Below are 23,191 nucleotides of genomic sequence, written 5' to 3' on the forward strand. Positions count from 1 at the left end.
GTCATACGAGATCATCGGTTAGGCGCGGCGCAGACACGCGTCGGAGAGGGCCGGGTCGAGGAGGAGCGCGCAACGACGCTCCTCCTCCCCGGCAAGTCCTTCGAAAAGGGGTTGGGTTACATGGCAGCGTTGAACGACGAACAGGTGATGCTCCGCGACATGGCGCGCGAGTGGGCCGATAAAGAATCGCCCACCACCGCGTTTCGCAAGCTTCGCGACGCGGCGCCGGCGAAGGGCTTCGATCCGGAAGCTTGGAGCACCATCGGCCAGATGGGCTGGGCCGGCGTCGTCATTCCGGAGGAGTTCGGGGGATCGGCGTTCGGCTATCTCTCGCTCGGCCTCGTCGTCGAGCAGCTCGGGCGCAATCTGGCGGTGAGCCCGCTGTCGTCCACCGCGGTCGCGGCGACGGCGATCGCGATGGGCGGCGTCGATGCGGCAAAGAGCGAGTGGCTGCCGAAGCTCGCCTCGGGCGAAGCGGTAGCGACGCTCGCGATCGACGAGGGTCCGATCCACGACGGCAAGGTGACGACGAGCGCCTCGGGCAGCACGATCAGCGGCACCAAGAAATTCGTGGCGGAGGGTGATGGCGCCGACGTGTTCGTCGTCTCCGCGACCGACGGGCTTTACCTCGTCGCGAAGGGTGACGGCGTCACTGTCTCCACCCGCAAGATGGCCGACAGCCGCAGTCATGCCGATGTTATCTTCAGTGATGCGCTGGGGCAGAAGCTGGGCGGGACCGACCTGACGCAGGCGATCGTCGATCGCGCGACCGCGGTGACGACCGCCGAGATGCTCGGCATGGCGGAGAGCGCGTTCGAGCAGACGCTCGATTATCTCAAGCAGCGCGTGCAGTTCGGCCAGGTGCTGTCCACCTTCCAGGCGCTGCAGCACCGCATGGCAAAGATGAAGACTGAGCTCGAGCTGATGCGGTCGGCGGTCGAGGGTGCGCTCGAGGCGATCGATGCCGGGCGCTCGGACGTCGATCAGGCGGTCAGCCTTGCCAAGGCGACTGCGAACGATACGCTTCGCCTCGTCAGCCGCGAGATGGTGCAGCTCCACGGCGGCGTCGGCATGACCGACGAATATGACGCCGGCCTGTACCTGAAGCGTGCGGCAACGCTTGAGACGATGTGGGGCACCGCGTCCTACCATCGCGATCGTTTCGCCAAGCTCAACGGTTACTGACACTCGTTTCATTAGGAACGGTATGGCGGCGGACATCGGGCGATGTCCGCCGCTTTTGCTGTTGCCGCCTGCAAATCGACACGAACCCGCTTGACGCGGCGAGAAGGCCATCGTCTATTCGAGGAACCGGTACGGCACGCATAGATGCTGATCGGCAACGGGAGAGTGATGATGGCGAAGGCGACTTTCGCCCGAGCGAGCGCGTCTGCTGCGCTTGCCTGGGCTCTGGCGATCGGCACGGCACACGCGCAGATCGGTGGTGATCCCCAACCGGCACAGGCTGCCACGGATCAATCCTCAAACGCCGACATCGTCGTCACCGGCACGCTGATCCGCGGTACGCCGGAAAATCTCGCGGTGCCGGTCGACGTTATCTCGAGCGAGGAACTGTCGAAGCAGGGCGCCCCGACTGTGGTCGACCTCCTCAAGAACCTGACCGTTGCCAATGGTACGGTGGGTGACGCGAACCAGTTCGACACTCGCGCGCAAGGTTCCGAAGGCGTTGCCTCGGTCAACCTGCGTGGCCTCGGCCCGCAGCGCACGCTGGTGCTGCTCAACGGTAAGCGCATGGTGCCGTCGGGTCTCGGCATCCCGATCGTCGACGTCAACATGTTCCCGGCGGGCGCGATCGGACGGGTCGAGATCCTTAAGGACGGCGCGGCGGCGACCTACGGCTCGGATGCGATCTCGGGCGTGGTCAACTTCATCACGCGCACCGATCAGGAGGGCTTCCTGGTCTCGGGCGACTATCGCTACATCGACGGCTCAAAGGGCGACTACGGCGGCGCGGCCTCGTTCGGGCACAAGCAGGACGGCTTTCGCGTATTCGGCGCGGTTGGGTATCAGCGTCGATCGGAGCTGCGCTTTACCGATCGCGACTTCGCCGTGCAGCCGTATCAGGCGAATCCGCAGGGCGCGTGGACTGGCGGCGGCAATCCCGGCAACTTCGACTTCAATGGCACGGTCGGCGGGATCAATCTGACCACCGATCTCGGCTGTACCGGTCTGGGCGGCTTCCGCAGCGCGCCGGGATCGAACACCGACCGCTGCTTCACCAATTTCGGCCAGTTCGACAATCTGGTCGAACCCGAAGAGCGGTTTCAGGCTTATCTTGAGACCGAGTTCGACGTGACCGACGACGCGTCACTGCGCTTCACCGGACTGTACTCGTTCACGAATACGCGGGTAACGAGCTCGCCGAGTTATTTGCCGACGTTGCCGCCGTCGACCAATGCAGCATTCGGCAACGGCGCCTTGTTCATCATCCCCGGCTACTCGCCCGCACTGCGAGACTATTGCACGCTATATGGTGCGCAGGCGGGATGCACACGGAACGCCGCCGGTGCGCTCGACAGCGCTGCGGGCCTGCCCGTGCTTTTCCGCCCATTCCTGCTGGGCGGCAATCCGCTGTTCGACAACGGCAGCAACGATCGCGGTTCGGCGGTATCGAAGCGTGATACGGAGGCGCTGCGCTTCACCGCGGAAGCCAACGTGCGGCTGACCGACAACCTCGACTTCTCGACGGGCTTCACGTTCAGCGAATATCTTCGCGACTACGACGGCACCGATACGTTCGGTGATCTTTTGCAGAACGCGCTTGCCGGTTTCGGCGGGCCGACCTGCGCCTATGCGTCGACAGCGTCCCGCGCGGGGCTCAGCGCGGCGCAACTCGCGGCACTGGCGGGCACCAACGGGTGCACGTACTTCAACCCCTTCTCGACCGGCGTGCCGCGCAACGCTGTCACCGATGTCGCAAACCCAAATTATGCTGGGACGCGCAATCCGGCCGGGTTCAACCTGGCGCCGGGGGCAGGGCTCATCAACGATCTTTCGACGATCGATCTTTTCTTCCGCACGCCCAACACGCAGATCCGCACGCGTCAGTTCGTCGGGGATTTCGCGCTGTCCGGGCGTACGGGGCTGCGGCTGTGGGCGGACAAGGATATCGGCTTCGCGATAGGTGCCCAATATCGCAAAAACACCTTCAGCACGCAGTTGAATGCTGACGCTAACCTTGCGACCAATCCGTGTCCGGGCACACCGCTCAATCCCAATGCGACGTGCAATCCGCTAACGGGCGCGCTCGGCTTCTTGGGCACGAACTTCCAGCGTTTCGCCCAGGCTGACGTCTATGCGCTGTTCGCCGAGTTGCAGGTCCCGATCATCGATGCGATCAATCTTCAGCTGTCGGCGCGTTACGAGGATTATCGCGGCAACGTGGGTTCGACCTTCGACCCACAAGCGCGCGTGAAGATCGAGCTCACCGATTGGCTCGGGCTGCGCGGCGGCGTGGGCAGCAGTTTCCGCGGCCCGCCGCCGCAGAACCTGTCGGGATCGGGCGTGTCGCTACAGGTGATCGGCACCGGCTTCCGCGCCGTCGAGGTATTCGGCAATCCCAATCTGGAGCCGGAGAGCGCGACGACCTACAATGGCGGCGTGCTGATCGACAGCGGCCCGTTCAACGCCAGCCTCGATTACTGGCGCTACGACTTCAAGGGGCCGATTGAATCGGAGCCGGTGTCGGGTCTTGCCACGGCGCTATTCGGCGCCAGCGGCACGGCCAATTGCGGCAATCCCGCGTTTGCTGCGCTGCAATCGCGTTTCACCTTCAACGCCGCCGGCTGCGGGATCAACAACGTCAGCCGCCTGCGCACGCAGGTCTTCAACAGCGCCAATGTGAAGACATCGGGCCTCGATTTCACCGCCAGTTACCGCGGCGAGCTGGGCCCAGCGCGTATCACTGTCGGCGGGGCCGCGACCTACGTCATCGATTATAAGATCGATGACCTGATCGTGGAGAACATCCTGGTGCAGCCGGCGTTCAACGCGGTCGGCCTGTTGAACTTCCAGACGACGGCGTATCCGATTCCGCAGTGGCGTGGCAATTGGTACGTCCAGGGCGATGCGGGTCCGCACTCGCTGCGCCTGCAGTTCAACTATGTCGACGGCTACACCGATCAGCGCGGCGCCGCGATCTACGGCCCGAACCTTGGCGCACTCGGCGGCGCGTCGGTGACGCGCGGCAAGGAGATCGGTTCGTGGCGGACGTTCGACGCGACCTATCGTCTCGCGCTCGAAAGCGGCACGACGTTCACGCTTGCGGCGGTCAACATCTTCGATCGCGATCCGCCGTTCGCGCGGCTCGATCCGAACTATGACAGCTTCACCGCGTCGCCGCTCGGCTTCACGCTGAAAGCGGGCGTGTCGCAGGCGTTCTAATGCGCGGGCGGGGCGGCATCGTGACGAAACGTTGCCGCCCCCTCGATGCATACTGACGATCGGGCGGGCCGCAGATAGGCTAGGCCGAACAAGACGTTGAGTTAGGAGAGATCGCATGGATGCCAGCACCACGTTGTCGCCCGAGGGGCGCGACGCGCGGGCGCTCCGCCGTCGCGGCTGGACCCTGGCGCTCCTGACCACCGCCTATTTCTTCAGCTTCATGGACCGGCAGATCCTCTCGATCCTGCTCGAATCGATCAAGGCCGACCTCAAGCTCTCCGACACGCAGCTGGGGCTGCTGTCGGGTCTCGTCTTCGCGCTGTTTTACGCGACACTCGGCCTGCCGATCGCGCGGCTCGCCGATCGGTCGAGCCGCAGCAACATCATCGCGATCAGCCTCGCGTTCTGGAGCCTGATGACCGCAGTGTGCGGATTGGCGCAGAATTTCGTCCAGCTGATGTTCGCCCGCATCGGCGTTGGCATCGGCGAAGCGGGGTTCGGCCCCCCGAGCCAGTCGATCATCGCCGACCTCTATCCGCCCGAGAAGCGGGCGAGTGCGATGGCGATCTACTCGCTCGGCGTGCTGCTCGGGGGCGGTCTCGGCATCGTCATCGGTGGGTTCGTCGCGCATTCCTATGGCTGGCGCGTTGCGATGATGGTCGTCGGGCTGCCGGGCGTGGCGCTCGCCATCATCATGAAGCTTTTCGTGGTCGAGCCGCGTCGTGGCTTGTCCGACGGGCCGGCGGCGGCGCCGATCGCCGATCAGCCGGCGGTGAGCCTGTGGCAGGGGATCGGCGAGATGTGGCGCAACCGCGCGGCGTTCCACCTGGTCGCGGCGATCACCGTCACCTCGCTGATCGGCTATGCCGTGACTGGCTGGGGCCCGAGCTACATGCAGCGCTCGCTCGGCATGTCGATGCTCGACGTGTCCAAATACGTCGCATTGCCCGCCGCCTTTGTCGCCGGCGGCTCGGCGCTGCTCGGCGGGTGGCTGTGTGACCGCGCGGCGAAGCGCCATGGCATCTTCGCGCAGAGTTACGTCGTCGCGATCATGAAGGTCGTCGCGTTCCCCTTCGCGCTCGCCTTCTACTTCGTCGATGACCTGTGGCTCGCGCTCGGCTCATACTTCATCGCCGCAATCTTCGCCGGCGCGTACATCGGGCCGACCTATGCGATGATCCAGCACCTCGCACCGCTGCGGCTGCGGTCGACCTGGGCGGCGCTGACGCTGCTCGCGACGAGCCTGCTCGGACTGGGGCTGGGGCCTTTCATCGTGGGGCAGGTCAGCGATATCCTGCGACCGACCTATGGTGCGGAGTCGCTGCGCTGGGCGATGTTCTCGGTCGCGATGCTGACGCCGCTCGGCATCTTCCACTATTGGCGTGCGGGCGTGCTGATGCGTCGCGCGAACGTCTGATCGATCGGGAGGCGGGCGGATCACCGCTCGCCTCGTTCGCACGCTGGCGAACCCTCGCCCGTACGGTGACTAGCCGTCGATCACGCGATCGTCGAACATGCCGAACGCCAATGTCGAGGCGTAGAGCGCGATCGCCCGATCGGTCGGCATGGACCAGGCCCATTTCCGCATGTCAAAGGCGGCGTTGAGGAACGCCATGACGAGCTGGCTCGCGACCAGCGGGTCGACCGCGCGCACCGTGCCCTCGGCAACCCCGTCGGAGATCGTACCGGCGAAACGGCGTGCGATACGGTTGGAGCGATCGACCATCGTCGCGCGCTCCGCGGTCGGCAGCCCGCTGAGCGCCGTCGTGCGCAGCAGCGGGCCCAGTTCGGAGAATTGCACGCCGAGCAGCGTCGCGAACATCGCGGACAGCCGTTCCCATTGGGTGCCGCCTTGCTCGTCTGCGAGACGCTGCGCCGCGGAGATCGTATCGAAGCTGCGCCGATAGCAGGCGATGACGAGATCATCCTTCGCGTCGAGGTGATGGTAAAAGCTGCCCTTGGTGACGTTGAGCGCGCTGGCGATCCGTTGCACCGATGCGCCGCGATAGCCTAGCTCGTTGATCAGCCGCGTAGCGGCGAGCAGGAAGGCATCGCGCCCCTCGGCGGGATCACGTGGCAGTTCGACAGGGCGGGGCGCCCAGCGCGCATTAGGTGTCGCAAGGCCGTGGCGGAACACTTCCATCACGCGCGCCTCGACACGGCCAAGTTGGTCAGGTTCGTAGCGCGGCAGCCAGACGGGCAGCCAGAAGGTGTTTTCCATCAGCACGTGCGCACGCGCACCGTTGAGATCGGTCTGCGCGCGGCCGTGCACTGGTCCCCATAGCCCGCGGGCGCGCCGGAATACCTCGCGCCAGCCGGCCATCAGCCGCCCGCGGACAGGTTCGTCCATGGCGCGCAGGTCGGACAGGCCGGCGATCTGTCGTTCCTCGCCGCGACGCACGCGTGCGAGCCGCGCCATATTGAGCGCCAGATACCGCTCGACGCGTGCCTCAGGCGTCGGCGCCTCCATCGCGGTGTCGAGCATGACGAGAAGGTAATCGAGCGTATGCTCGAATGCCGCTGCCGCCAGATCTTCCTTGCGCTTGAAATAATAGGTGACGCTGGTGGTATTCAGCCCGACGCGACGTGCGACGTCGGCGAACGTCATGCCCTTCGCACTTTGTTCGTTGATCGCGTCTGCAGCGGCGGCAAGAATGGCTTCGCGCTTCGCCCGGAAGCGGCGCGTGCCGATCTCCTCTCCGTCGCCGCCCGGTTCCCCCTGAGCCTGCATCGCGCGATCGTAGCAGTGATTTTTCGAAGAACCAGTCCCTTTCGCATGTGCTTGCGGCAAAGCGCTTGCCACGGCGATCTAGCCTAAATCAGGTGCTTTACCGAAGATGCGGTACGCTTTACAGCCGCGTCAAACAGCGAGCGGAGGGATGCCATGGATTTCACCCTGACCGAACGCGAGACCTATTTCCGGGATCGCGTCCGAGCCTTTATCGAGGCGGAAATCGCGCCGCGTCAGGCCGAATATCACGAGCAGGCGCATCATGGCGATCGCTGGAAGGTGATCCCGGTGATCGAGGAAGTGAAGGAAAAGGCCAAGGCCGCCGGGCTGTGGAATTTCTTCATGCCGCCGCATTCGGGACAGCAGCATGTCGACGACACGTTCGAGTTCGAAGGCACGCAGCTCACCAACCTTGAGTACGCACTGTGCGCCGAGGAGATGGGCAAGATCGGCTGGGCCAGCGAGTGCTTCAACTGTTCGGCGCCCGATACGGGCAACATGGAAGTGCTGCACCGCTACGGTACGCTCGAGCAGAAGGAGAAGTGGCTCCGCCCGCTGATGAACGGCGAGATCCGCTCGGTCTTCTTCATGACCGAGCCGGCGGTCGCCTCGTCCGATGCGACCAACATCGAGACGCGGATCGAGCGTGACGGCGATGAGTACGTCATCAACGGCCGCAAGTGGTGGTCGTCTGGCGTCGGCGATCCGCGCTGCAAGATCGGCATCCTGATGGGCAAGACGAGCTTCGAGGGCTCGCGCCACCAGCAGCAGAGCCAGATCCTGGTGCCGATGGACACGCCCGGCATCAAGATCGAGCGCATGCTGTCGGTCTACGGCTACGATCACGCGCCGCACGGGCACGGCGAAGTGAGCTTCACCAACGTCCGCGTGCCGGTGGAGAACGTGCTGCTGGGCGAGGGACGCGGCTTCGAGATCGCGCAGGGGCGGCTCGGGCCGGGCCGCATCCACCATTGCATGCGCACGATCGGCGTCGCCGAGGTCGGCCTCGAGAAGATGGCCAAGCGGCTGCTGAGCCGCGTCGCCTTCGGCAAGCGCATCTCGGACCATTCGGTGTGGGAGCAGCGGATCGCGCAGGGCCGCATCGAGATCGAGATGACGCGCCTGCTGTGCCTCAAGGCGGCGCAGACGATGGATCACGCCGGCAACAAGGCGGCGCTGCAGGAAATCGCGATGATCAAGGTCTTCGCGCCGAACATGGCGCTGCGCATCCTCGACGACGCGGTGCAGGCGCACGGCGGCGGCGGCGTTGCGGAGGATTTCGGTCTTGCGCACGCCTGGGCATCGCAGCGCACGCTGCGCCTCGCCGATGGGCCCGACGAGGTTCACGCGCGAACGATCGCGCGCAACGAGTTCGGCAAATACGGTGACTGGAAGGCCGAGATCGCCAACGATCGCGGCGCGCCGCGCACCGCGGAGGTGTCGAGCGGCGATATCGGCGTCTCGCGCTGAGCCGGAGGAAGTAAGCGCCGTCGTTCCGAACCGTTCAGCGACCTGCTCTTCCCGCTCATCGAGGCGACGGAGAGCAGATCGGCGGCAGGTTCTCTAGGACGGCTTCGAAGGGGAATGAGGGTGAAGGCCGCAGTAATTTTCGAAACCAAGGCGCCGCTTCAGATCGAAGACGTCGTCGTCTCCAAGCCCGGCCCGCACGAGGTGCTGATCCGCACCGTCGCGTGCGGCGTGTGCCGATCCGACCTCCACTTCGTCGACGGCGCCTATCCGCATCCGCTGCCGGCCATTCCGGGCCACGAGGCAGCCGGGATCGTCGAGGCGGTGGGCGACGAAGTGCGCACGGTGAAGGTGGGCGATGCGGTCGTCACGTGCCTGAGCGCGTTCTGCGGCCACTGCGAATTCTGCATCACCGGCCGCATGTTCCTGTGCGTCAGCGCGGAGACGAGGCGCGGGCAGACCAGCGAACCGCGCCTTCGCCTCGCGAATGGCGGCAACGTCAACCAGATGCTCAATCTGTCCGCCTACGCCGAGCAGATGCTGGTGCACGAGCATGCGTGCGTCGCGATCGATCCGGAAATGCCGCTCGATCGCGCCGCACTGATCGGCTGTGCGGTGACGACGGGGGCGGGAGCGGTGTTCAACACCACCGACGTGACGCCGGGCGAGACGGTGTGCATCGTCGGCTGCGGCGGTATCGGCCTTGCAGCAGTCAACGCGGCGAAGATCGCCGGCGCTGGCAAGATCATCGCGCTCGATCCCGTGCCCGAGAAGCGCGCCGTCGCCGAGAAGCTGGGCGCAACGCACACCTTCGATCCGATGGCGAACAACGTCGTCCAAGAGGTGGTGGAGCTGACCAAGGGCGGCGTCCATCATGCGATCGAGGCCGTCGGGCGTCCGCAATCGGCGCAGACGACCGTCGACGTGCTTCGCCGCGGCGGCACCGCGACGATACTGGGCATGATGCCGCTCGATCAGAAGGTCGGCCTTTCCGCGATGGAGTTGCTGTCAGGCAAGAAGCTCCAGGGGGGGATCATGGGATCCAATCGTTTCCCGGTCGATATCCCGCGGCTGGTCGACTTCTACATGCGCGGGCTGCTCGATCTCGACACGATCATCGCCGAGCGCCTGCCGCTTTCGCGGATCAACGACGCATTCGACGAACTGCGCAAGGGCGACGCGACGCGCAGCGTGATCGTGTTCGATCAATGACGACGGCGACGGCGCAGGACACCAGCCTGCAGACGGAGGTTAGCGAGCGCGATCGGCTGGATACCGATCGCCTGTCGGCATGGATGGCGGATCACGTCCCCGACTTCGCCGGCCCGCTGAGCTACGCGAAATTCGCGGGCGGGCAGTCCAACCCGACGTACAAGCTGATGACGCCGGATCGCAATTACGTGCTCCGGCGCAAGCCGATGGGCGAATTGCTGCCATCGGCGCACCAGGTCGATCGCGAATATCGCGTCATGGCCGCGCTTCACCCGACGGGCTTCCCGGTGCCGCGGCAGTACGGCCTGTGCGAGGACGATAGCGTCATCGGTTCGGCCTTCTACGTGATGGAGATGGTCGACGGCAGGACGATCTGGGACGGATCGTTCCCGGGCATGGATGCCGACACCCGGCGCGCGCACTATCACGCGATGATCGATACGCTGGCAGCGCTGCACAACGTCGATCTGAAAGAGACGGGCCTCGAGGATTTCGGGCGACCGGGCAATTACTTCGAACGGCAGGTGAGCCGCTGGACGAAACAATATCGCGGCGCCGAGACCGAGCATATGCCGGCGATGGAGCGGCTGATCGAGTGGCTGCCGCGGACGATCCCCGAGCAGACGCGCAGCACGATCGTCCACGGCGACTATCGCTGCGACAACATGAAGTTCGCGCCAGGGCTCGAGCCGCGGGTTGCCGCGGTGCTCGACTGGGAATTGTGCACCACGGGCGATCCGCTGGCGGACCTCAGCTATTTCTTGATCAGTTGGGTCACGCAGCCCGAGGGACGATCGGGCGTGATGGGGCTAACCGGACCTGAAACGGGCATCCCGACGGTCGACGAAGTCGTCGCGCGCTACTGCGAGAAGACCGGACGCGATGGCGTTCCCGATCTAAACTGGCTGCTGGCGTTCAACCTGTTCCGGCTGGCGTCGATCGTTCAGGGGATCCGCAAACGCTTCCTGATCGGTACGGCCTCCAGCGCGAGCGCCGAGGCAACCAGCGCGCGGGTGCCGATGCTCGCCGACGCCGCGTGGGACTCCGCGGTCAAGGCAGGCGCCTGAGCGGCAGGCGGGGGAAGGCGCAGCCTCGCACGGCGCGCCCGTTCCCGCGTCGCCATCCGTTACAATCAGCTAGGGAACAGGGTTGATGAGCCTATTCGATCTGACAGGCAAAGTCGTCGTCATCACCGGATCGTCGCGCGGGATCGGCAAGGCCAGCGCGATCGCCTGCGCCGAGCAGGGCGCGAAGGTGGTGATATCGAGCCGCAAGCAGGATGCGTCGCAGGCGGTGGCGGACGAGATCAACGCGCGCTTCGGCAATGGCACCGCGATCGCGGTCGCCGCGAACATCTCGGACAAGGCGGCGCTCCAGAACCTCGTCGACGAGAGCCGGCGCGCGTTCGGGCGGATCGACTGCCTCGTCTGCAACGCCGCGTCCAATCCCTATTACGGGCCGCAGGAAGGGATCGCGGACGAGCAGTTCCGCAAGATCCTCGACAACAACATCCTGTCGAACCACTGGCTGATCACGATGGTCGCGCCCGAGATGAAGGAGCGCGGGGAGGGATCGATCGTGATCGTCTCCTCTATCGGCGGCCTCCGCGGATCGACGGTGATCGGCGCCTATTGCATCAGCAAGGCGGCCGACATGCAGCTCGCCCGCAACCTCGCGCACGAATATGGCAAGCACGGCATCAGGGTGAACTGCATCGCGCCGGGCCTGATCAAGACCGATTTCGCCAAGGCCCTTTGGGAGGACGAGGCGGCGGTGGCCGAGCGCAACCGCACCACGCCACTGCGGCGCATCGGCGAGCCCGACGAGATCGCGGGCGCGGTCGTCTATCTCGCGTCCAAGGCGAGCGGGTTCATGACCGGGCAGACGCTCGTGATCGACGGCGGCGTGACGATCTAGCATCGGGCCGGCGCGGCGGGCGCGGGACAGAGGATCGGCGAAATGGAGGGTGGAATGGCAAGGTTCGAAGGCAAGTCGATCATCGTCACCGGCGCAGGGTCGGGCATCGGTCGTGCCGCCGCGACGCTGTTCGCCGCCGAGGGCGGACAGGTGATCGTCGCCGACAAGACCGGCGCCGAGGCGACGGCGGACGCGATCCGGGCGAGCGGTGGCGCAGCCCATGCGATCGAGATGGACGCCGGCAGAGAGGAGGATGTCGTACGCACCGTCGCGGCGGCGTGCGAGAAGTTCGGCGGGCTCGACGTGATGTTCGCCAACGCCGGGATTTCGGGCGGCATGGCCAACATCTTCGACACCGATGTCGCGCTGATCACCGAGGTGCTTCGCGTCAACGTGATCGGGCCGTTCCTGGCGATCAAGCATGCCGCGCCGCGGATCGCGGAGCGCGGCAAGGGCGCGATCATCCTCACCGCTAGCGTTGCCGGCATTCGGTCCGGCGCGGGATCACCGGCCTATTCGGCGTCCAAGGCAGGCGTGATCAATCTGGCGCAGGTTTCGGCGCAGCAATTGTCGGGATCGAACGTGCGGGTGAACGCGATCTGCCCGGGGCTGACCGAAACCGGCATGACCAAGTCGGTGTTCGACTATGCGCGCGATGCGGGGAAGATGGATCGCGTCGGTCGACTCAACCCGCTGCGTCGCGGCGCGCAGCCCGAGGAACTGGCGCGCGTCGCGCTGTTCCTCGCGTCGGACGAGGCGAGCTACGTCAACGGGCAGGCGATCGCGGTCGACGGTGGTCTGTCATCGAGCCATCCGGTGACGCGGCAGGAGTACGGTCGCACCACCGCCTGACCGCAACACGGGGCGGGTGATCGATCACCTGGCCCGGTTGCCACACGTTCGTGAAGGCGCCGTCAGCGCGCCTGTGACGCGACCCAGCGGTCCACGATCTTGCCGAGCACGCCGAGCGGCATGCCGCCCGCTTGCACCACAACGTCGTTGAAGCCGCGCACGTCGAAGCGGGCGCCGAGCCGCGCTTTGGCATCGTCGCGCAACCGATTGATCTCGTTGTGCCCCATCTTGTAGCCGAGCGCCTGGCCGGGCCACACGCAGTAGCGGTTCACCTCGGACCGCGCGCGGCTCTCGGTGAAGCCGGTCGCGGCCATCAGCCAGCGCGTCGCTTGGTCCGCGGTCCAGCGCTTGTGGTGCAGCCCGGTATCGACGACGAGACGTGCGGCGCGGAAGTTCATCGACTGGAGATAGCCAATCCGGCCGAGCGGATCGTCGGCGTAATAGCCGAGCTCGTCGCCGATCTGCTCGGCATAGAGGCCCCAGCCTTCCGAGTAAGCGTTGAAGCCGAGCAGCGTGCGGATCAGCGGCAGATCGAAGGTATATTCGCCCTGCCAGATATGCCCGGGGATGCCCTCGTGGAAGGTCAGCGAGGGGAGGCCCAAGCGCGGCCAGTTCGCCATGTCACGCAGGTTGATATAATAGATACCGGGCGTCGATCCATCGAGCGCGCCAGGGCCGGCATAGCCATTCGGCGCGCCGTTCTGGATCGCCGGCGGAACGCGCTTGATGACGAGATTGCCGCGCACCAGCTTGCCGAACGCCTGCGGCAGCCGTGGGCGAAGTCGCGCCACGATCTGTTCCAGATAGGCAAGCAGGGCGGCGCGCCCGTCGTCGCTGTCGGGGAATAGCAGATCGGGGCGCTGGCCCAGTGCGGCGAGCCGCTCGCCGGCGGTGCCCTTCGACAGGCCCTGCGCGCGGAGCAGCGGGTCGAGCTCGGCGGCATAGGCGCGGCACTGGTCAAGCCCCGACTGATGGATTTCCTCGGGCGTCCGCTTCGTAGTGGTGCTCGCCTCGACCAGCCATGCGTAGCGGGATGCGGCATCGGGCTGACGCCACATGCCGACATCGGCAGGTGCGCGGGCGCGCAGGGCCGCGATCGCGTCGGCCTGTGCCGCCAAGGCAGGCGCGATGCGGCGCTCGACGATCGTCGTGGCGCGTGCCTGCCAGTCGGAGCCGAGCCCGGCAGCGGCGGTCTTCTCGCCGAAGCTGCGGATCATGCCCTGCTCGCGTACCGGCTGCGCGGCGCCCGCGCGCAGCTGCGCGACGGTGATGTCGTTGAACGCCGCGGGAAGCAAAACGCCGCGCGCCGCATCGGCACGCACGCGCTCGGTCTCGTCGGCGAGCTGGACGGCATAGGCCTCGAGCCGCGCGATATAGGCCTCCGCATCGGCGCGGCCGGCGACCTGGTGCTTGTTCTCGAGCAGATCGGGCGTGTCGACGAACGCGCCGTTGCCCTGTGTCACGATATAGGGTGTCGAGCGGAAGTTGTTGTTCGACAGCAGCGCCATGTCGCCCACCGGCATCCGGCGCCAACCCTCTACCCCGATCTCGTGCGCGGCCATGACTGTCTCGACGTGAACCGCGACCGCGGGGCTGAGGCCGCGCAGGTCGAGCCGCCTGAGCTCTGCGAGCCGCTTCACCGCGCGGTCGCGTCGCGCGGCGTCGGCGCGCGCGCTGCGATCGGTAAGCTTCGCCTTGAGCGCGGCGCGCTTTCCGCTGTCGAGGCCGAGGTAGGCGGCGCTCTCGGGATAGTCCGCCAGCAGCGCCTCGGCGTGACGATCGAGTGCCGCCAGCGCCTTCGTATCGGCAGTTGGAGCGGCGGCCTGCGCGCCAAACGGCGTCGTCGCGGCGAGCGCTGCCGCGCCGCCGAGGAAGCCGCGTCGATCGAGGCTCATGCGCTCGCCTCGGGCTTGGGTGCGCGCTGGCGGATCAGCCCTTCCTGCGCGACCGTCGCGACAAGGCGCCCATCGCGGGTGAAGATCTGCCCGCGGTTCATGCCGCGCGCGTGGCCGGCCCAGGGACTGTCGGTGGCGTAGAGCAGCCATTCGTCGGCACGGAACGCCTCGTGCAGCCAGATCGAGTGGTCGAGGCTCGCGCTCTGGAAGCCGGGGGTCGTCCAATTGACGCCGTGCGGCAGCATGCACGTGCCGAGTAGCGCCATATCCGAGGCATAGGAGAGGATCGCACGGTGCATCGCGGGATCATCGCCGATCGGCGCGACGACGCGGAACCAGCTGTGCTGGATCGGCTCGGTCGGCGTCGGATTGAACCATTTGCGCGGATAGACCGGACGTATCTCGATCGGACGTGGGCGGGTGACCATGCGGCGCTGCTTCTCGGGCAGATGCACGGCGTCGCGCGCGCGCAGTTCCGCCTCGGTCGGTAGGCTCTCGGGCGCTGGCACGTCGGGCATCGCATCCTGGTGATGAAAGCCCTCCTCCGGCGTTTGCAGCGAGCAGGCGAGATTGAGGATTGGTGCGCCGCGCTGCATCGCGATCACGCGCCGGGTGGCGAAGCTTCGGCCTTCGAAATCGCGCACGACACGGTAGATGATCGGGAAGTTCTCGTCGCCCGGCCGCATGAAATAGGCGTGCAGCGAGTGCGCAACCTTTGGCTCGTCGGTCGAGCGCTGTGCCGCCTGCAGCGCCTGCGCGATCACCTGGCCGCCGAAGACCCGCCCGACGCCGCCGCGCGATCGGCGGCCGCGATACAGATCGGTGTCGATCTCTTCGACGTCGAGCAGGTCGACGAGATCGGCGGCGAGCGCCTCGACGGTGGGCGGCGTGTCGTTCAAGTCTTCTTCTCCCCGATACGGGGAGGGGTACCACGCGAGGCAGGGTGGTGGGGAGCCGCCACGAGCGCTTCGCCTGGGGACAGCCCCTCCACCGTTCCCTGCGACTGCGATCCTTCCGCCCGGATGCGGGAAGGAGGATCGATCACGATCAGTAGCCGGCAGCCTGTGCGAGGCGATCGGCGTGGTAATTGGCATCGCCGAACAGCTCGGCGAGCACGCGCTGGCGCTTCATGTAGAAGCCGATGTCGTACTCGTCGGTCATGCCGATGCCGCCGTGCATCTGAATGCCTTCCTGAACGCTGAGCATCGTCGCGAGCCCGGTCATCGCTTTGGCGACCGAGACAGCGGCATCGGCCTTGTCGTCACCAGCGTCGAGCAGCTGCTGTGCCTTAAGGACCGCGGCGCGCGCCACTTCCATCTCGCTGTAGAGGTGGGCGGCGCGGTGCTGCAGCGCCTGGAAGCTGCCGATCAGCGTGCCGAACTGCTTGCGCTCCTTGATGTAGCCGATCGTCATGTCCATCGCGCCAGCACCGACACCCAGCATCTCCGCCGCGGCACCCGCGCGGCCGGCGCGCAGCAGGCGATCGAGCGGATTGCGCCCGGCGTCGACCTCGCCGATCACCGCGTCGGCATCGACCTCGACGCCGTCGAACTCGATGCGGGCGGCGAGGCTCGCATCCGCCAGTCGCTCGGCGCGCGCCGTCATTCCGGCGGCGTCCTTGGGCACCGCGAAGAGCGTGACGCCGTCCTGATCGTCCGCCGCGCCGGCGGTGCGCGCGGAGACGATGACGAAGTCCGCAACATGGCCGTGGTGGACGAACTGTTTCGCGCCGGTGAGCTTGAAGCCGTTACCCGAGCGCTCTGCCTTCAGGCCGACCGAGGCGCGGAACTTGGCGCCCTCGTCGAGCGCGAGCGCCGCGACGGTCTCACCTGCGACAATGCCAGGGAACCATCGCTCCGCGTGCGGCGTGCCCTTCAGCGCCTCGACCGCGGCGACGGCGGTCTGCAGGAAGGGCGACGGCGAAAGGTTGCGGCCGATTTCCTCGAGCACCACGCCAGCCTCGACGTGGCCGAGGCCGAGCCCACCGTGCTCCTCACCGACGAGGATGCCGGTGAAGCCCATGTCGGCGAACTGCTTCCACAGGTCGCGGCTGAAGCCGGTCTCGTCCTTCGCATCGCGCAGCTTGCGCATGTGGCTGACGGGAGCGGCATCGGCGACGAAATCGCGCGCGGTGTCGCGCAACATGGTCTGATCGTCGTTCAGGAAAAGAGGCATCTCGCACTCCGAAAAAGAGAATGTACCAATCAGCCGTTCGTGCCGAGGAGGGCTGAGCGAGAGCGAAGAGGCGTCTCGAAGAACATGCTCTTCGAGACGCTACCGCGCTGCGCTCGGCACCTCCTCAGGCCGAACGGAAAAGTTCAGGCCCCTGGCAGCTCGAGGATGCGCTTCGAGATGATGTTGAGCTGCACCTCGCTGGTGCCGCCCTCGATCGAATTTGCCTTGGTGCGCAGCCAGTCGCGCGCCGGGGCGCCGCCGCGCGAACGCTCGCTCTCCCATTCGAGAGTGTCCGAGCCGCCCGATGCCATGATGAGCTCGTGGCGCGACTTGTTGAGCTCGGTGCCGTAATATTTCATCATTGATGGCTGGGCGGGATGCGCGCGACCGGCCTTGAGCTCGTCGATGAAGCGCTCGGACTGCGCCGCGAATGCCTTCGAGCGCACCTCGAACTCGGCGATCTTGGCGCGCAGCAGCGGATCGGCGAGCCGGCCATCGTGGTCGAGACCAATCGTGGCGATCGCGCCGTCGATTAGCGGGTTCTTGCCGCCGCCGCCGAGGCCCATGTTCGAGATCATCTCGCGCTCATGCCCGAGCAGATACTTGGCGACGTCCCACCCCTTATTGAGTTCGCCGACGAGGTTCTCCTTGGGCACCTTCACATTGTCGAAGAAGGTTTCGCAGAAGGGCGAGTAGCCGCTGATGAGGAGGATCGGCTTGGTCGACACGCCGGGCGTCTGCATGTCGAACAGGACGAAGCTGATGCCGTTGTGCTTGTTCGTCTTGTCGGTGCGGACGAGGCAGAAGATCCAGTCGGCGTAGTTGGCGTAGCTGGTCCACACCTTCTGGCCGTTGACGAGGAAGTGATCGCCCTTGTCCTCGGCCGACGTGGCGAGACTGGCAAGGTCCGAGCCGGCGTTGGGCTCCGAATAGCCCTGGCACCAGCGGATTTCGCCGCGCGCGATCTTGGGCAGATGCTCCTTCTTCTGCGCTTCGGTGCCGTATTTCAGCAGCGCCGGCCCGAGCATCGAGATGCCGAACGAGGAAAGCGGGTTGCGCGCGCGAATACGCGCCATTTCCTCGCGCAGCACCTTGGTTTCGGCCGCCGAGAGGCCGCCGCCGCCATATTCCTTGGGCCAATCGGGCACGGTCCAGCCCTTGGCGCCCATGGCGTCCATCCACTGTTTCTGCGCCGGCGTCATCGCGCTCTGGTCGCGGCCGCCCCACACGCTGTCCTTCTCGCTGCGGATCGGTTCGCGCATTTCGGGCGGGCAATTGGCTTCGAGCCAAGCCCGCGTCTCGCTGCGGAAGGTTTCGAGATCGCTCATTGGGTCGCTCCTTTTCGGGATGGGTCCCGTACGTACTGGATGAGTTCTAGCGTATGTCCCTCGGGGTCGTCGAGGAAGGCGATGCGCATGCCGGGCAGTTCTTGCGGCGGACGGACCGCGATGGCGCCGGCAGCGATCGCGCGGTCCCACGCCGCCTTGATGTCGCGCGTGGAAAGGCCGAGCGGGCCGTGCTGATCACCAGGCGCCAACGCGCGACCATCGGTGTGATGGTAGAGGACGAGCGTGAAGGGATCGTCGGGGAGGCCGATCATCACCTCCTCCATTCCCGGCAGCACGATACGGTTGCGCTCGACGAAGCCGAACGCCCGTTCGTAGAAAGCGAGTGCGGAGGGGAGGTCCGCCACGACAAGCTTGACGAACAGGATGCGTCCGACGCTCATCGTGCGTCACCAACGGCTGCGTCGTGCGCTGCGCGCGCCACGGCGATCGCGGTGCGGTCGGCGTAGAGGTCGGCGATCACCTGCACGCCGATCGGCATTCCGTCCGCATCGCGGCCGATCGGCACGCTGGTGGCGGGCAGCATTGGGAAGGTGGCGAGGCCGGGAAAGGCGAACTGGTGGAAGAATTGCGTGTCCTGCCCGTCGACGTCGAGCCGGCGGGTGGCGAGCGGCGTATCGTCGTGCGGGAAGGCGGTCATCCCGACGGTGGGGGCGATCACCGCGTCATAGGTATCGAACAGACGACGCCACTGTCGCTGGATGCGCGCCTGCTCGTCGTGGAGGTGGAACCAGCTTTCGAGCGGCGGCGGCTCCTGGCCGGGTGGCAGCGTGGCGCGGCGCGACATCGCGATGTTGAGCATCTGCCAGTAGCCGGCATGCTGGCGCTCGAGATCGGGCATTGCGTTGCTCGTCGTGTCGATCACGGCACCCTCCGCGGCGAGCCGCTGCCCGAGCGTCTCGAGCGCGGTGACGATCGCGCGCTGCACGCTCGCCATCGGGTGGCTCGTCAGTAGCAGGACGCGCCAAGCGTCGCCGTGCCGCTTGGCGGGGGCGAGCGGGTGATCGGCGACAAGGCCGAGCGCTGTTTCGAGATCGTCGGGATCGCGCGCCAACGGGCCGAGCACCGACAGGACGGTACGTGCGCTGTCCGTACCGGGAAAATAATGCCCCTCGGTCGGGATCACGCCCCAGGTCGGCTTGTGCCCCCAGACGCCGTTGAACGCGGCCGGCACGCGGATCGAGCCGCCGATGTCGGAGCCGAATTCGAGCGGCACCATGCCCGCGGCAAGCGCCACCGCCGACCCACCCGACGACCCGCCCGCGACGCGATCAGGGTTCACCGCATTGTTGGTGCGGCCGTAGACCGGATTGTTCGATTGGAGATCGGACAGGGCGGGCGGCACGTTCGTCTTGCCGAGGAAAACCGCGCCAGCCGCCTTCAGCCGCTGAACGACAACGGCATCCTCGCCTGCGACAAAGTCACGGTGCTCGGCGAAGCCGAACGTCGTCGGCAACCCGGCGACATCGTAGCTTTCCTTGATCGTCATCGGCACGCCGAGCAGCGGCGCATCGAATCCGTCGGCGATCCGAGCATCGACCGCGCGTGCCGCCTCGCGCGCGCGGTCGAAGTCACGCACGACGACCGCGTTGAGCGCACTGTCGCGCTCTTCGATACGCGCGATCGCCGCCTCGGTCTCCGCAAGCGCCGACGTGGCGCCACTGCGGATTGCCTCGGCGGTTTCAAGCGCGGTGCGTTCGGTCATGCAGCCGTCCCTTCTCTAACCGGCAGCCGCACGATCGCGCGTGGACCGGGGCGTACCCCGGACAGCGACGATCGTGCGGTGCCGCGGCAGATCACTTCAGCGCGGTGCCGCTCTCGGCGGCGCTCTTGAGGCTGTCGGCGACCTTGAAGCCGTGCTTCTCCAGCCCTTCGACGATCTTCTTGAGGCCGACTTCGTGCTGCGCCCAGAACATCGGGCCGCCGCGATACACCGGCCAGCCGTAGCCCATGATCCATACCACATCGATGTCGCTCGCGCGCTGCGCCTTGCCCTCGTCGAGGATCAGCGCGCCCTCGTTGACCATCGGATATAGCGTGCGCTCGACGATTTCCTGATCAGTGATCTCGCGCTTCGGCAGGTTCGACTTCGAGCGGAAATCCTCGATGATCTCGAGCGCGCGGGGGCTCGGCGTCGCGTTGCGCTTCTCGTCATAGTCGTAATAGCCGGCGCTCTTCTTCTGGCCCCAGCGTCCTTCGGCGGCGAGCGCGTCGCGAATGCTTTCAACGCGGCTCGGGTCACGGTGCCAGCCGATGTCGATGCCGGCGAGGTCGGCCATTTGGAACGGGCCCATCGGCATGCCGAAATCGAGGTGCACCTTGTCGATCTGCGCCGGAGTCGCACCTTCCATCAACAGCTTGTTCGCCTCGATCTGCCGCGGCGAGAGCATGCGGTTGCCGATAAAGCCGTGGCAGACTCCCGCAACGACCGCGACCTTCTTGATCTTCTTGGCGAGCGCCATGACGGTTGCGAGCACGTCCTTGGCGGTCTTCTCTCCGCGCACCACTTCGAGCAGGCGCATGACGTTGGCCGGCGAGAAGAAGTGCATGCCGACGACGTCCTCGGGCCGCTTCGTCACCGCGGCGATCTCGTCGACGTTAAGGTAGCTCGTGTTCGACGCGAGGATCGCGCCGGGCTTCGCGATGGCGTCGAGCCTAGTGAACAGCTCCTTCTTGACGTCCATGTTCTCGTACACCGCCTCGATGATGAGATCGCAGTCGGCGAGGTCCTCTAGGTTGAGCGTCGGGGTAACGAGCCCCATCGCCTTTTCCGGCGCGTCGGGCTTGATCCGCCCCTTGGCGGCCGACGCCTCGTAATTCTTGCGCATCACGCCGGTGCCGCGGTCGAGCGCCTCCTGCTGCATTTCGACGATCGTGACGGGGATGCCGGCGGACAGGAAGTTCATCGAAATGCCGCCGCCCATCGTGCCGGCGCCGATCACGCCGACTTTGTTGATCGGGCGAAGCGGCGTCTTGGGATCGACGTCGTCGATCTTGGCGGCCTGGCGCTCGGCGAAGAACAGGTGGCGCTGCGCAGCGGACTGCGTGCCCTCCATCAGCTTAACGAACTCGGCGCGTTCGAACTTCATGCCCTCGTCGAACGGCAGTTCGCTCGCCGCGACCACGCAGGCGATGTTCGCCGCCGGCGCATCGAAGCCGCGCATCTTGCGGCCATGCTGCTTCTTGAACGCCTCGACCGCGTCGGGATCGGGCGCCACTGTCTTGTCGCGCACGCGCGGGATCGGCTTCTTGTCGGCGACTTCGCGCGCGAACGCGATCGCATCGGCCTCCAGGCTGTCCTCGCCGACAACGCGGTCGACCAGGCCGACCTCGGCAGCCTTCTTCGCTGGTATCGGATCGCCGATCGCGACCATCTCGAGCGCGGCCTTCACGCCGACGATGCGCGGCAGGCGCTGCGTACCGCCCGCGCCCGGCAGCAGGCCAAGCTTGACTTCGGGCAGCCCCATCACCGCCGAGGGGACGGCAACGCGATAGTGGCAGGCGAGCGCGACTTCGCAGCCGCCGCCCAGCGCGGTGCCGTGAATCGCCGCGACGATCGGCTTCTCGCTCGAATCCATCATGTTGATGACTTCGTGGAGCGATGCACCCTTGGGCGGCTTGCCGAATTCGGTGATGTCGGCGCCAGCGAAGAACGTCTTGCCGTCGCAGCGGATCACCATCGCCTTGATCGCGGGATCGTTGATCCCCTGGCTCACGCCCTCGTTCAGCCCGTCGCGCACCCCCGCGCCGAGCGCGTTCACCGGCGGCGAATCGGAGATGATGACGAGGACATCGTCGTGGCGTTCGAAGCGGACGGGGGAGGTCATGTGGGTAAGTCTCCAATCAGATCGTCAGGGTCGCACCGCGCGCAGCCGTAGTCGGCCGGCGAGAGCGATGGTTTCAGGTCATGGCCGAGTAGATCATCGTCTTGAGCTCGCGGCGGATGGGATAGATCATGCTGGGTGACAGCTGGGTCATGAACACCATCGTCACGCGCTCGACGGGATCGATGAAGAAGGCGGTCGAGAACATCCCGCCCCAGTAATATTCGCCGACGCTGCCCGGCATCATCGAGCGCGCGGTGTCGATCGTGACGGCGAAGCCGAGGCCGAAGCCGGTGCCGGCGTTCTGCGTCTCGCTGAACAAAGACTTCGACATCGCGGAGAGATCCGCCCCGCCGGGCAGATGGTTCTGCGTCATCAGCTCGATCGTCTTGCGACCGAGCAGGCGCACGCCGCCGAGTTCGCCGCCATTGAGGCACATCTGACAGAACTTCTGGTAATCGAGCGCGGTAGAGACGAGGCCGCCGCCACCCGAAACGAGCTTGAACGGCGTCGACCACATGCTCTCGCTCGCGCGGTCGAACATCACGCGCCCCTTGCCGGGCACGAGCGTGTAGCAGTCCACCAGCCGGTCGAGCTTGTCGGCGGGAACGGTGAAGCCGGTGTCGTTCATGCCGAGCGGCGTGAAGATGCGCTGTTCGAAGAATTGCGGCAGCGTCATGCCCGACACGCGCTGCACGACGGCGCCGAGCACGTCGGTCGAAACCGAATAATTCCAGCTGGTGCCCGGCGAGAATTCGAGCGGCAGCTTGCCGAGCGCGGCGACAAAGCTGTCGAGATCGTGGTTGCCGTGCCAGTTCTCGAGCTTCAGCTCGCGGTGCGCGGCATCGATGTTCGACCGGTTCTGGAAGCCGTAGGTGAGGCCCGAGGTATGGCGCAGCAGATCTACCATCCGCATCGGCTCGTCGGTCGGCTTCGTCATGAACGGCACGCCCGCGCCGCCGCCGGCATAGACCCCGACTTTCTTGAATTCGGGCAGCACGTGATGGACGGGGGTATCGAGCGCGACCTTGCACTCCTCCACCAGCATCATGAACGCGACGGAGGTGATCGGCTTCGTCATCGAGGCGATGCGGAAGATGCTGCCCTCGTCGATCGTCTTGCCGCCGCCCTCGCGCGCGGATCCTTGCGACGAGAAGTGGACGATTTCGCCATCGCGCGCGACGAGCAGCTGAGTGTGCGGCAAATTGCCTGTATCGAGGTACCGCTCTTTCAGGAACGTATCGATGGCTGCCAGGCGCTTGCCGTCGAACCCGTGCTTGTCGGGTCTCGCGATCTTCATGGCCCCTCCGTACCCCCGTTTCTAATTCCGCGACTTCCCTATCGCTTGAGCGGCGGCAGAATCAATCC

The 23,191-nt window shown here is 66.1% G+C and carries 17 protein-coding genes; 8 read left to right on the forward strand and 9 right to left on the reverse strand.

Features of this window, described 5'->3' with window-relative positions; translation table 11 throughout:
* Positions 1–120: 120 nt before the first annotated feature.
* The 3 genes from B7L05_RS07070 to B7L05_RS07080 all read left to right on the forward strand — a co-directional run bounded on the left by B7L05_RS07070 (position 121) and on the right by B7L05_RS07080 (position 5,821).
* Positions 121–1,185 (forward strand): acyl-CoA dehydrogenase family protein, encoded by a 1,065-nt coding sequence (locus B7L05_RS07070; protein ID WP_085809583.1) that lies wholly within the window; start codon positions 121–123, stop codon positions 1,183–1,185.
* A gap of 171 nt (positions 1,186–1,356) precedes the next feature.
* Positions 1,357–4,404, forward strand: a complete 3,048-nt coding sequence (locus B7L05_RS07075; protein WP_179187146.1) for a TonB-dependent receptor domain-containing protein — start codon at positions 1,357–1,359, stop codon at positions 4,402–4,404.
* A gap of 115 nt (positions 4,405–4,519) precedes the next feature.
* Positions 4,520–5,821, forward strand: coding sequence for an MFS transporter (locus tag B7L05_RS07080; RefSeq protein WP_085809585.1), 1,302 nt, complete (start codon positions 4,520–4,522; stop codon positions 5,819–5,821).
* 69 nt (positions 5,822–5,890) lie between these two features.
* Here the strand turns inward: B7L05_RS07080 and B7L05_RS07085 are convergent, their stop codons facing one another.
* Positions 5,891–7,135 carry a TetR/AcrR family transcriptional regulator gene (locus B7L05_RS07085; RefSeq protein WP_085809586.1) on the reverse strand — a complete coding sequence of 415 codons (1,245 nt, stop codon included), beginning with the start codon at positions 7,133–7,135 and terminating at the stop codon, positions 5,891–5,893.
* 153 nt (positions 7,136–7,288) lie between these two features.
* Between B7L05_RS07085 and B7L05_RS07090 the strand changes: the two genes are divergently transcribed.
* From B7L05_RS07090 to B7L05_RS07110, 5 genes are all read left to right on the forward strand, one after another.
* A complete protein-coding gene (locus tag B7L05_RS07090) occupies positions 7,289–8,605 on the forward strand; it encodes an acyl-CoA dehydrogenase family protein (protein ID WP_085809587.1) in 1,317 nt (438 codons plus the stop codon).
* Positions 8,606–8,719: 114 nt separating this feature from the next.
* The gene (locus B7L05_RS07095) at positions 8,720–9,814 is read left to right on the forward strand and encodes a Zn-dependent alcohol dehydrogenase (protein WP_085809588.1); all 1,095 of its coding nucleotides are present in this window, start codon (positions 8,720–8,722) and stop codon (positions 9,812–9,814) included.
* The gene (locus B7L05_RS07100) at positions 9,811–10,881 is read left to right on the forward strand and encodes a phosphotransferase family protein (RefSeq protein ID WP_085809589.1); all 1,071 of its coding nucleotides are present in this window, start codon (positions 9,811–9,813) and stop codon (positions 10,879–10,881) included. Before B7L05_RS07095 ends, B7L05_RS07100 begins: the two co-directional genes overlap by 4 nt.
* Before the next feature lie 85 nt (positions 10,882–10,966).
* Positions 10,967–11,731 carry an SDR family NAD(P)-dependent oxidoreductase gene (locus B7L05_RS07105; protein WP_085809590.1) on the forward strand — a complete coding sequence of 255 codons (765 nt, stop codon included), beginning with the start codon at positions 10,967–10,969 and terminating at the stop codon, positions 11,729–11,731.
* Positions 11,732–11,785: 54 nt separating this feature from the next.
* On the forward strand, positions 11,786–12,583 hold the full coding sequence (locus B7L05_RS07110) for an SDR family NAD(P)-dependent oxidoreductase (RefSeq protein ID WP_085809591.1): 798 nt from the start codon (positions 11,786–11,788) through the stop codon (positions 12,581–12,583).
* Between the two features lie 62 nt (positions 12,584–12,645).
* On the opposite strand, the gene B7L05_RS07115 is transcribed toward B7L05_RS07110, so the two are convergent.
* The 8 genes from B7L05_RS07115 to B7L05_RS07150 all read right to left on the reverse strand — a co-directional run bounded on the left by B7L05_RS07115 (position 12,646) and on the right by B7L05_RS07150 (position 23,123).
* Complete coding sequence (locus B7L05_RS07115) at positions 12,646–14,478, reverse strand: DUF885 family protein (protein ID WP_085809592.1); 1,833 nt, start codon at positions 14,476–14,478, stop codon at positions 12,646–12,648.
* Positions 14,475–15,377 carry an acyl-CoA thioesterase II gene (locus B7L05_RS07120; RefSeq protein WP_085809593.1) on the reverse strand — a complete coding sequence of 301 codons (903 nt, stop codon included), beginning with the start codon at positions 15,375–15,377 and terminating at the stop codon, positions 14,475–14,477. The genes B7L05_RS07115 and B7L05_RS07120 overlap by 4 nt, the downstream gene beginning before the upstream one ends.
* A gap of 148 nt (positions 15,378–15,525) precedes the next feature.
* Entirely contained in the window at positions 15,526–16,653 is a 1,128-nt protein-coding gene (locus tag B7L05_RS07125; RefSeq protein ID WP_085809594.1) for an acyl-CoA dehydrogenase family protein, read from the reverse strand.
* 143 nt (positions 16,654–16,796) lie between these two features.
* Complete coding sequence (locus tag B7L05_RS07130) at positions 16,797–17,981, reverse strand: acyl-CoA dehydrogenase family protein (protein ID WP_085809595.1); 1,185 nt, start codon at positions 17,979–17,981, stop codon at positions 16,797–16,799.
* Positions 17,978–18,382, reverse strand: coding sequence for a VOC family protein (locus B7L05_RS07135; protein WP_085809596.1), 405 nt, complete (start codon positions 18,380–18,382; stop codon positions 17,978–17,980). The genes B7L05_RS07130 and B7L05_RS07135 overlap by 4 nt, the downstream gene beginning before the upstream one ends.
* A complete protein-coding gene (locus B7L05_RS07140; RefSeq protein WP_085809597.1) occupies positions 18,379–19,704 on the reverse strand; it encodes an amidase family protein in 1,326 nt (441 codons plus the stop codon). The genes B7L05_RS07135 and B7L05_RS07140 overlap by 4 nt, the downstream gene beginning before the upstream one ends.
* Positions 19,705–19,795: 91 nt before the next feature.
* Positions 19,796–21,826 (reverse strand): 3-hydroxyacyl-CoA dehydrogenase NAD-binding domain-containing protein, encoded by a 2,031-nt coding sequence (locus tag B7L05_RS07145; protein ID WP_085809598.1) that lies wholly within the window; start codon positions 21,824–21,826, stop codon positions 19,796–19,798.
* 73 nt (positions 21,827–21,899) lie between these two features.
* A complete protein-coding gene (locus B7L05_RS07150) occupies positions 21,900–23,123 on the reverse strand; it encodes a serine hydrolase (RefSeq protein ID WP_085809599.1) in 1,224 nt (407 codons plus the stop codon).
* Between the last annotated feature and the right edge of the window lie 68 nt (positions 23,124–23,191).

Origin of the sequence: Sphingomonas sp. TZW2008 (assembly GCF_002117915.1) — a bacterium.
GTDB lineage: Bacteria > Pseudomonadota > Alphaproteobacteria > Sphingomonadales > Sphingomonadaceae > Sphingomonas.

Bases quoted from the DNA above. Each gene is read 5' to 3' on its own strand.
- B7L05_RS07150 (WP_085809599.1), bottom strand. From the start codon at position 23,123: ATGAAGATCGCGAGACCCGACAAGCACGGGTTCGACGGCAAGCGCCTG.
- B7L05_RS07135 (WP_085809596.1), bottom strand. From the start codon at position 18,382: ATGAGCGTCGGACGCATCCTGTTCGTCAAGCTTGTCGTGGCGGACCTC.
- B7L05_RS07140 (WP_085809597.1), bottom strand. From the start codon at position 19,704: ATGACCGAACGCACCGCGCTTGAAACCGCCGAGGCAATCCGCAGTGGC.
- B7L05_RS07125 (WP_085809594.1), bottom strand. From the start codon at position 16,653: ATGCCTCTTTTCCTGAACGACGATCAGACCATGTTGCGCGACACCGCG.
- B7L05_RS07085 (WP_085809586.1), bottom strand. From the start codon at position 7,135: ATGCAGGCTCAGGGGGAACCGGGCGGCGACGGAGAGGAGATCGGCACG.
- B7L05_RS07130 (WP_085809595.1), bottom strand. From the start codon at position 17,981: ATGAGCGATCTCGAAACCTTCCGCAGCGAGACGCGGGCTTGGCTCGAA.
- B7L05_RS07110 (WP_085809591.1), top strand. From the start codon at position 11,786: ATGGCAAGGTTCGAAGGCAAGTCGATCATCGTCACCGGCGCAGGGTCG.
- B7L05_RS07145 (WP_085809598.1), bottom strand. From the start codon at position 21,826: ATGACCTCCCCCGTCCGCTTCGAACGCCACGACGATGTCCTCGTCATC.
- B7L05_RS07115 (WP_085809592.1), bottom strand. From the start codon at position 14,478: ATGAGCCTCGATCGACGCGGCTTCCTCGGCGGCGCGGCAGCGCTCGCC.
- B7L05_RS07070 (WP_085809583.1), top strand. From the start codon at position 121: ATGGCAGCGTTGAACGACGAACAGGTGATGCTCCGCGACATGGCGCGC.
- B7L05_RS07100 (WP_085809589.1), top strand. From the start codon at position 9,811: ATGACGACGGCGACGGCGCAGGACACCAGCCTGCAGACGGAGGTTAGC.
- B7L05_RS07075 (WP_179187146.1), top strand. From the start codon at position 1,357: ATGGCGAAGGCGACTTTCGCCCGAGCGAGCGCGTCTGCTGCGCTTGCC.
- B7L05_RS07080 (WP_085809585.1), top strand. From the start codon at position 4,520: ATGGATGCCAGCACCACGTTGTCGCCCGAGGGGCGCGACGCGCGGGCG.
- B7L05_RS07090 (WP_085809587.1), top strand. From the start codon at position 7,289: ATGGATTTCACCCTGACCGAACGCGAGACCTATTTCCGGGATCGCGTC.
- B7L05_RS07095 (WP_085809588.1), top strand. From the start codon at position 8,720: ATGAGGGTGAAGGCCGCAGTAATTTTCGAAACCAAGGCGCCGCTTCAG.
- B7L05_RS07105 (WP_085809590.1), top strand. From the start codon at position 10,967: ATGAGCCTATTCGATCTGACAGGCAAAGTCGTCGTCATCACCGGATCG.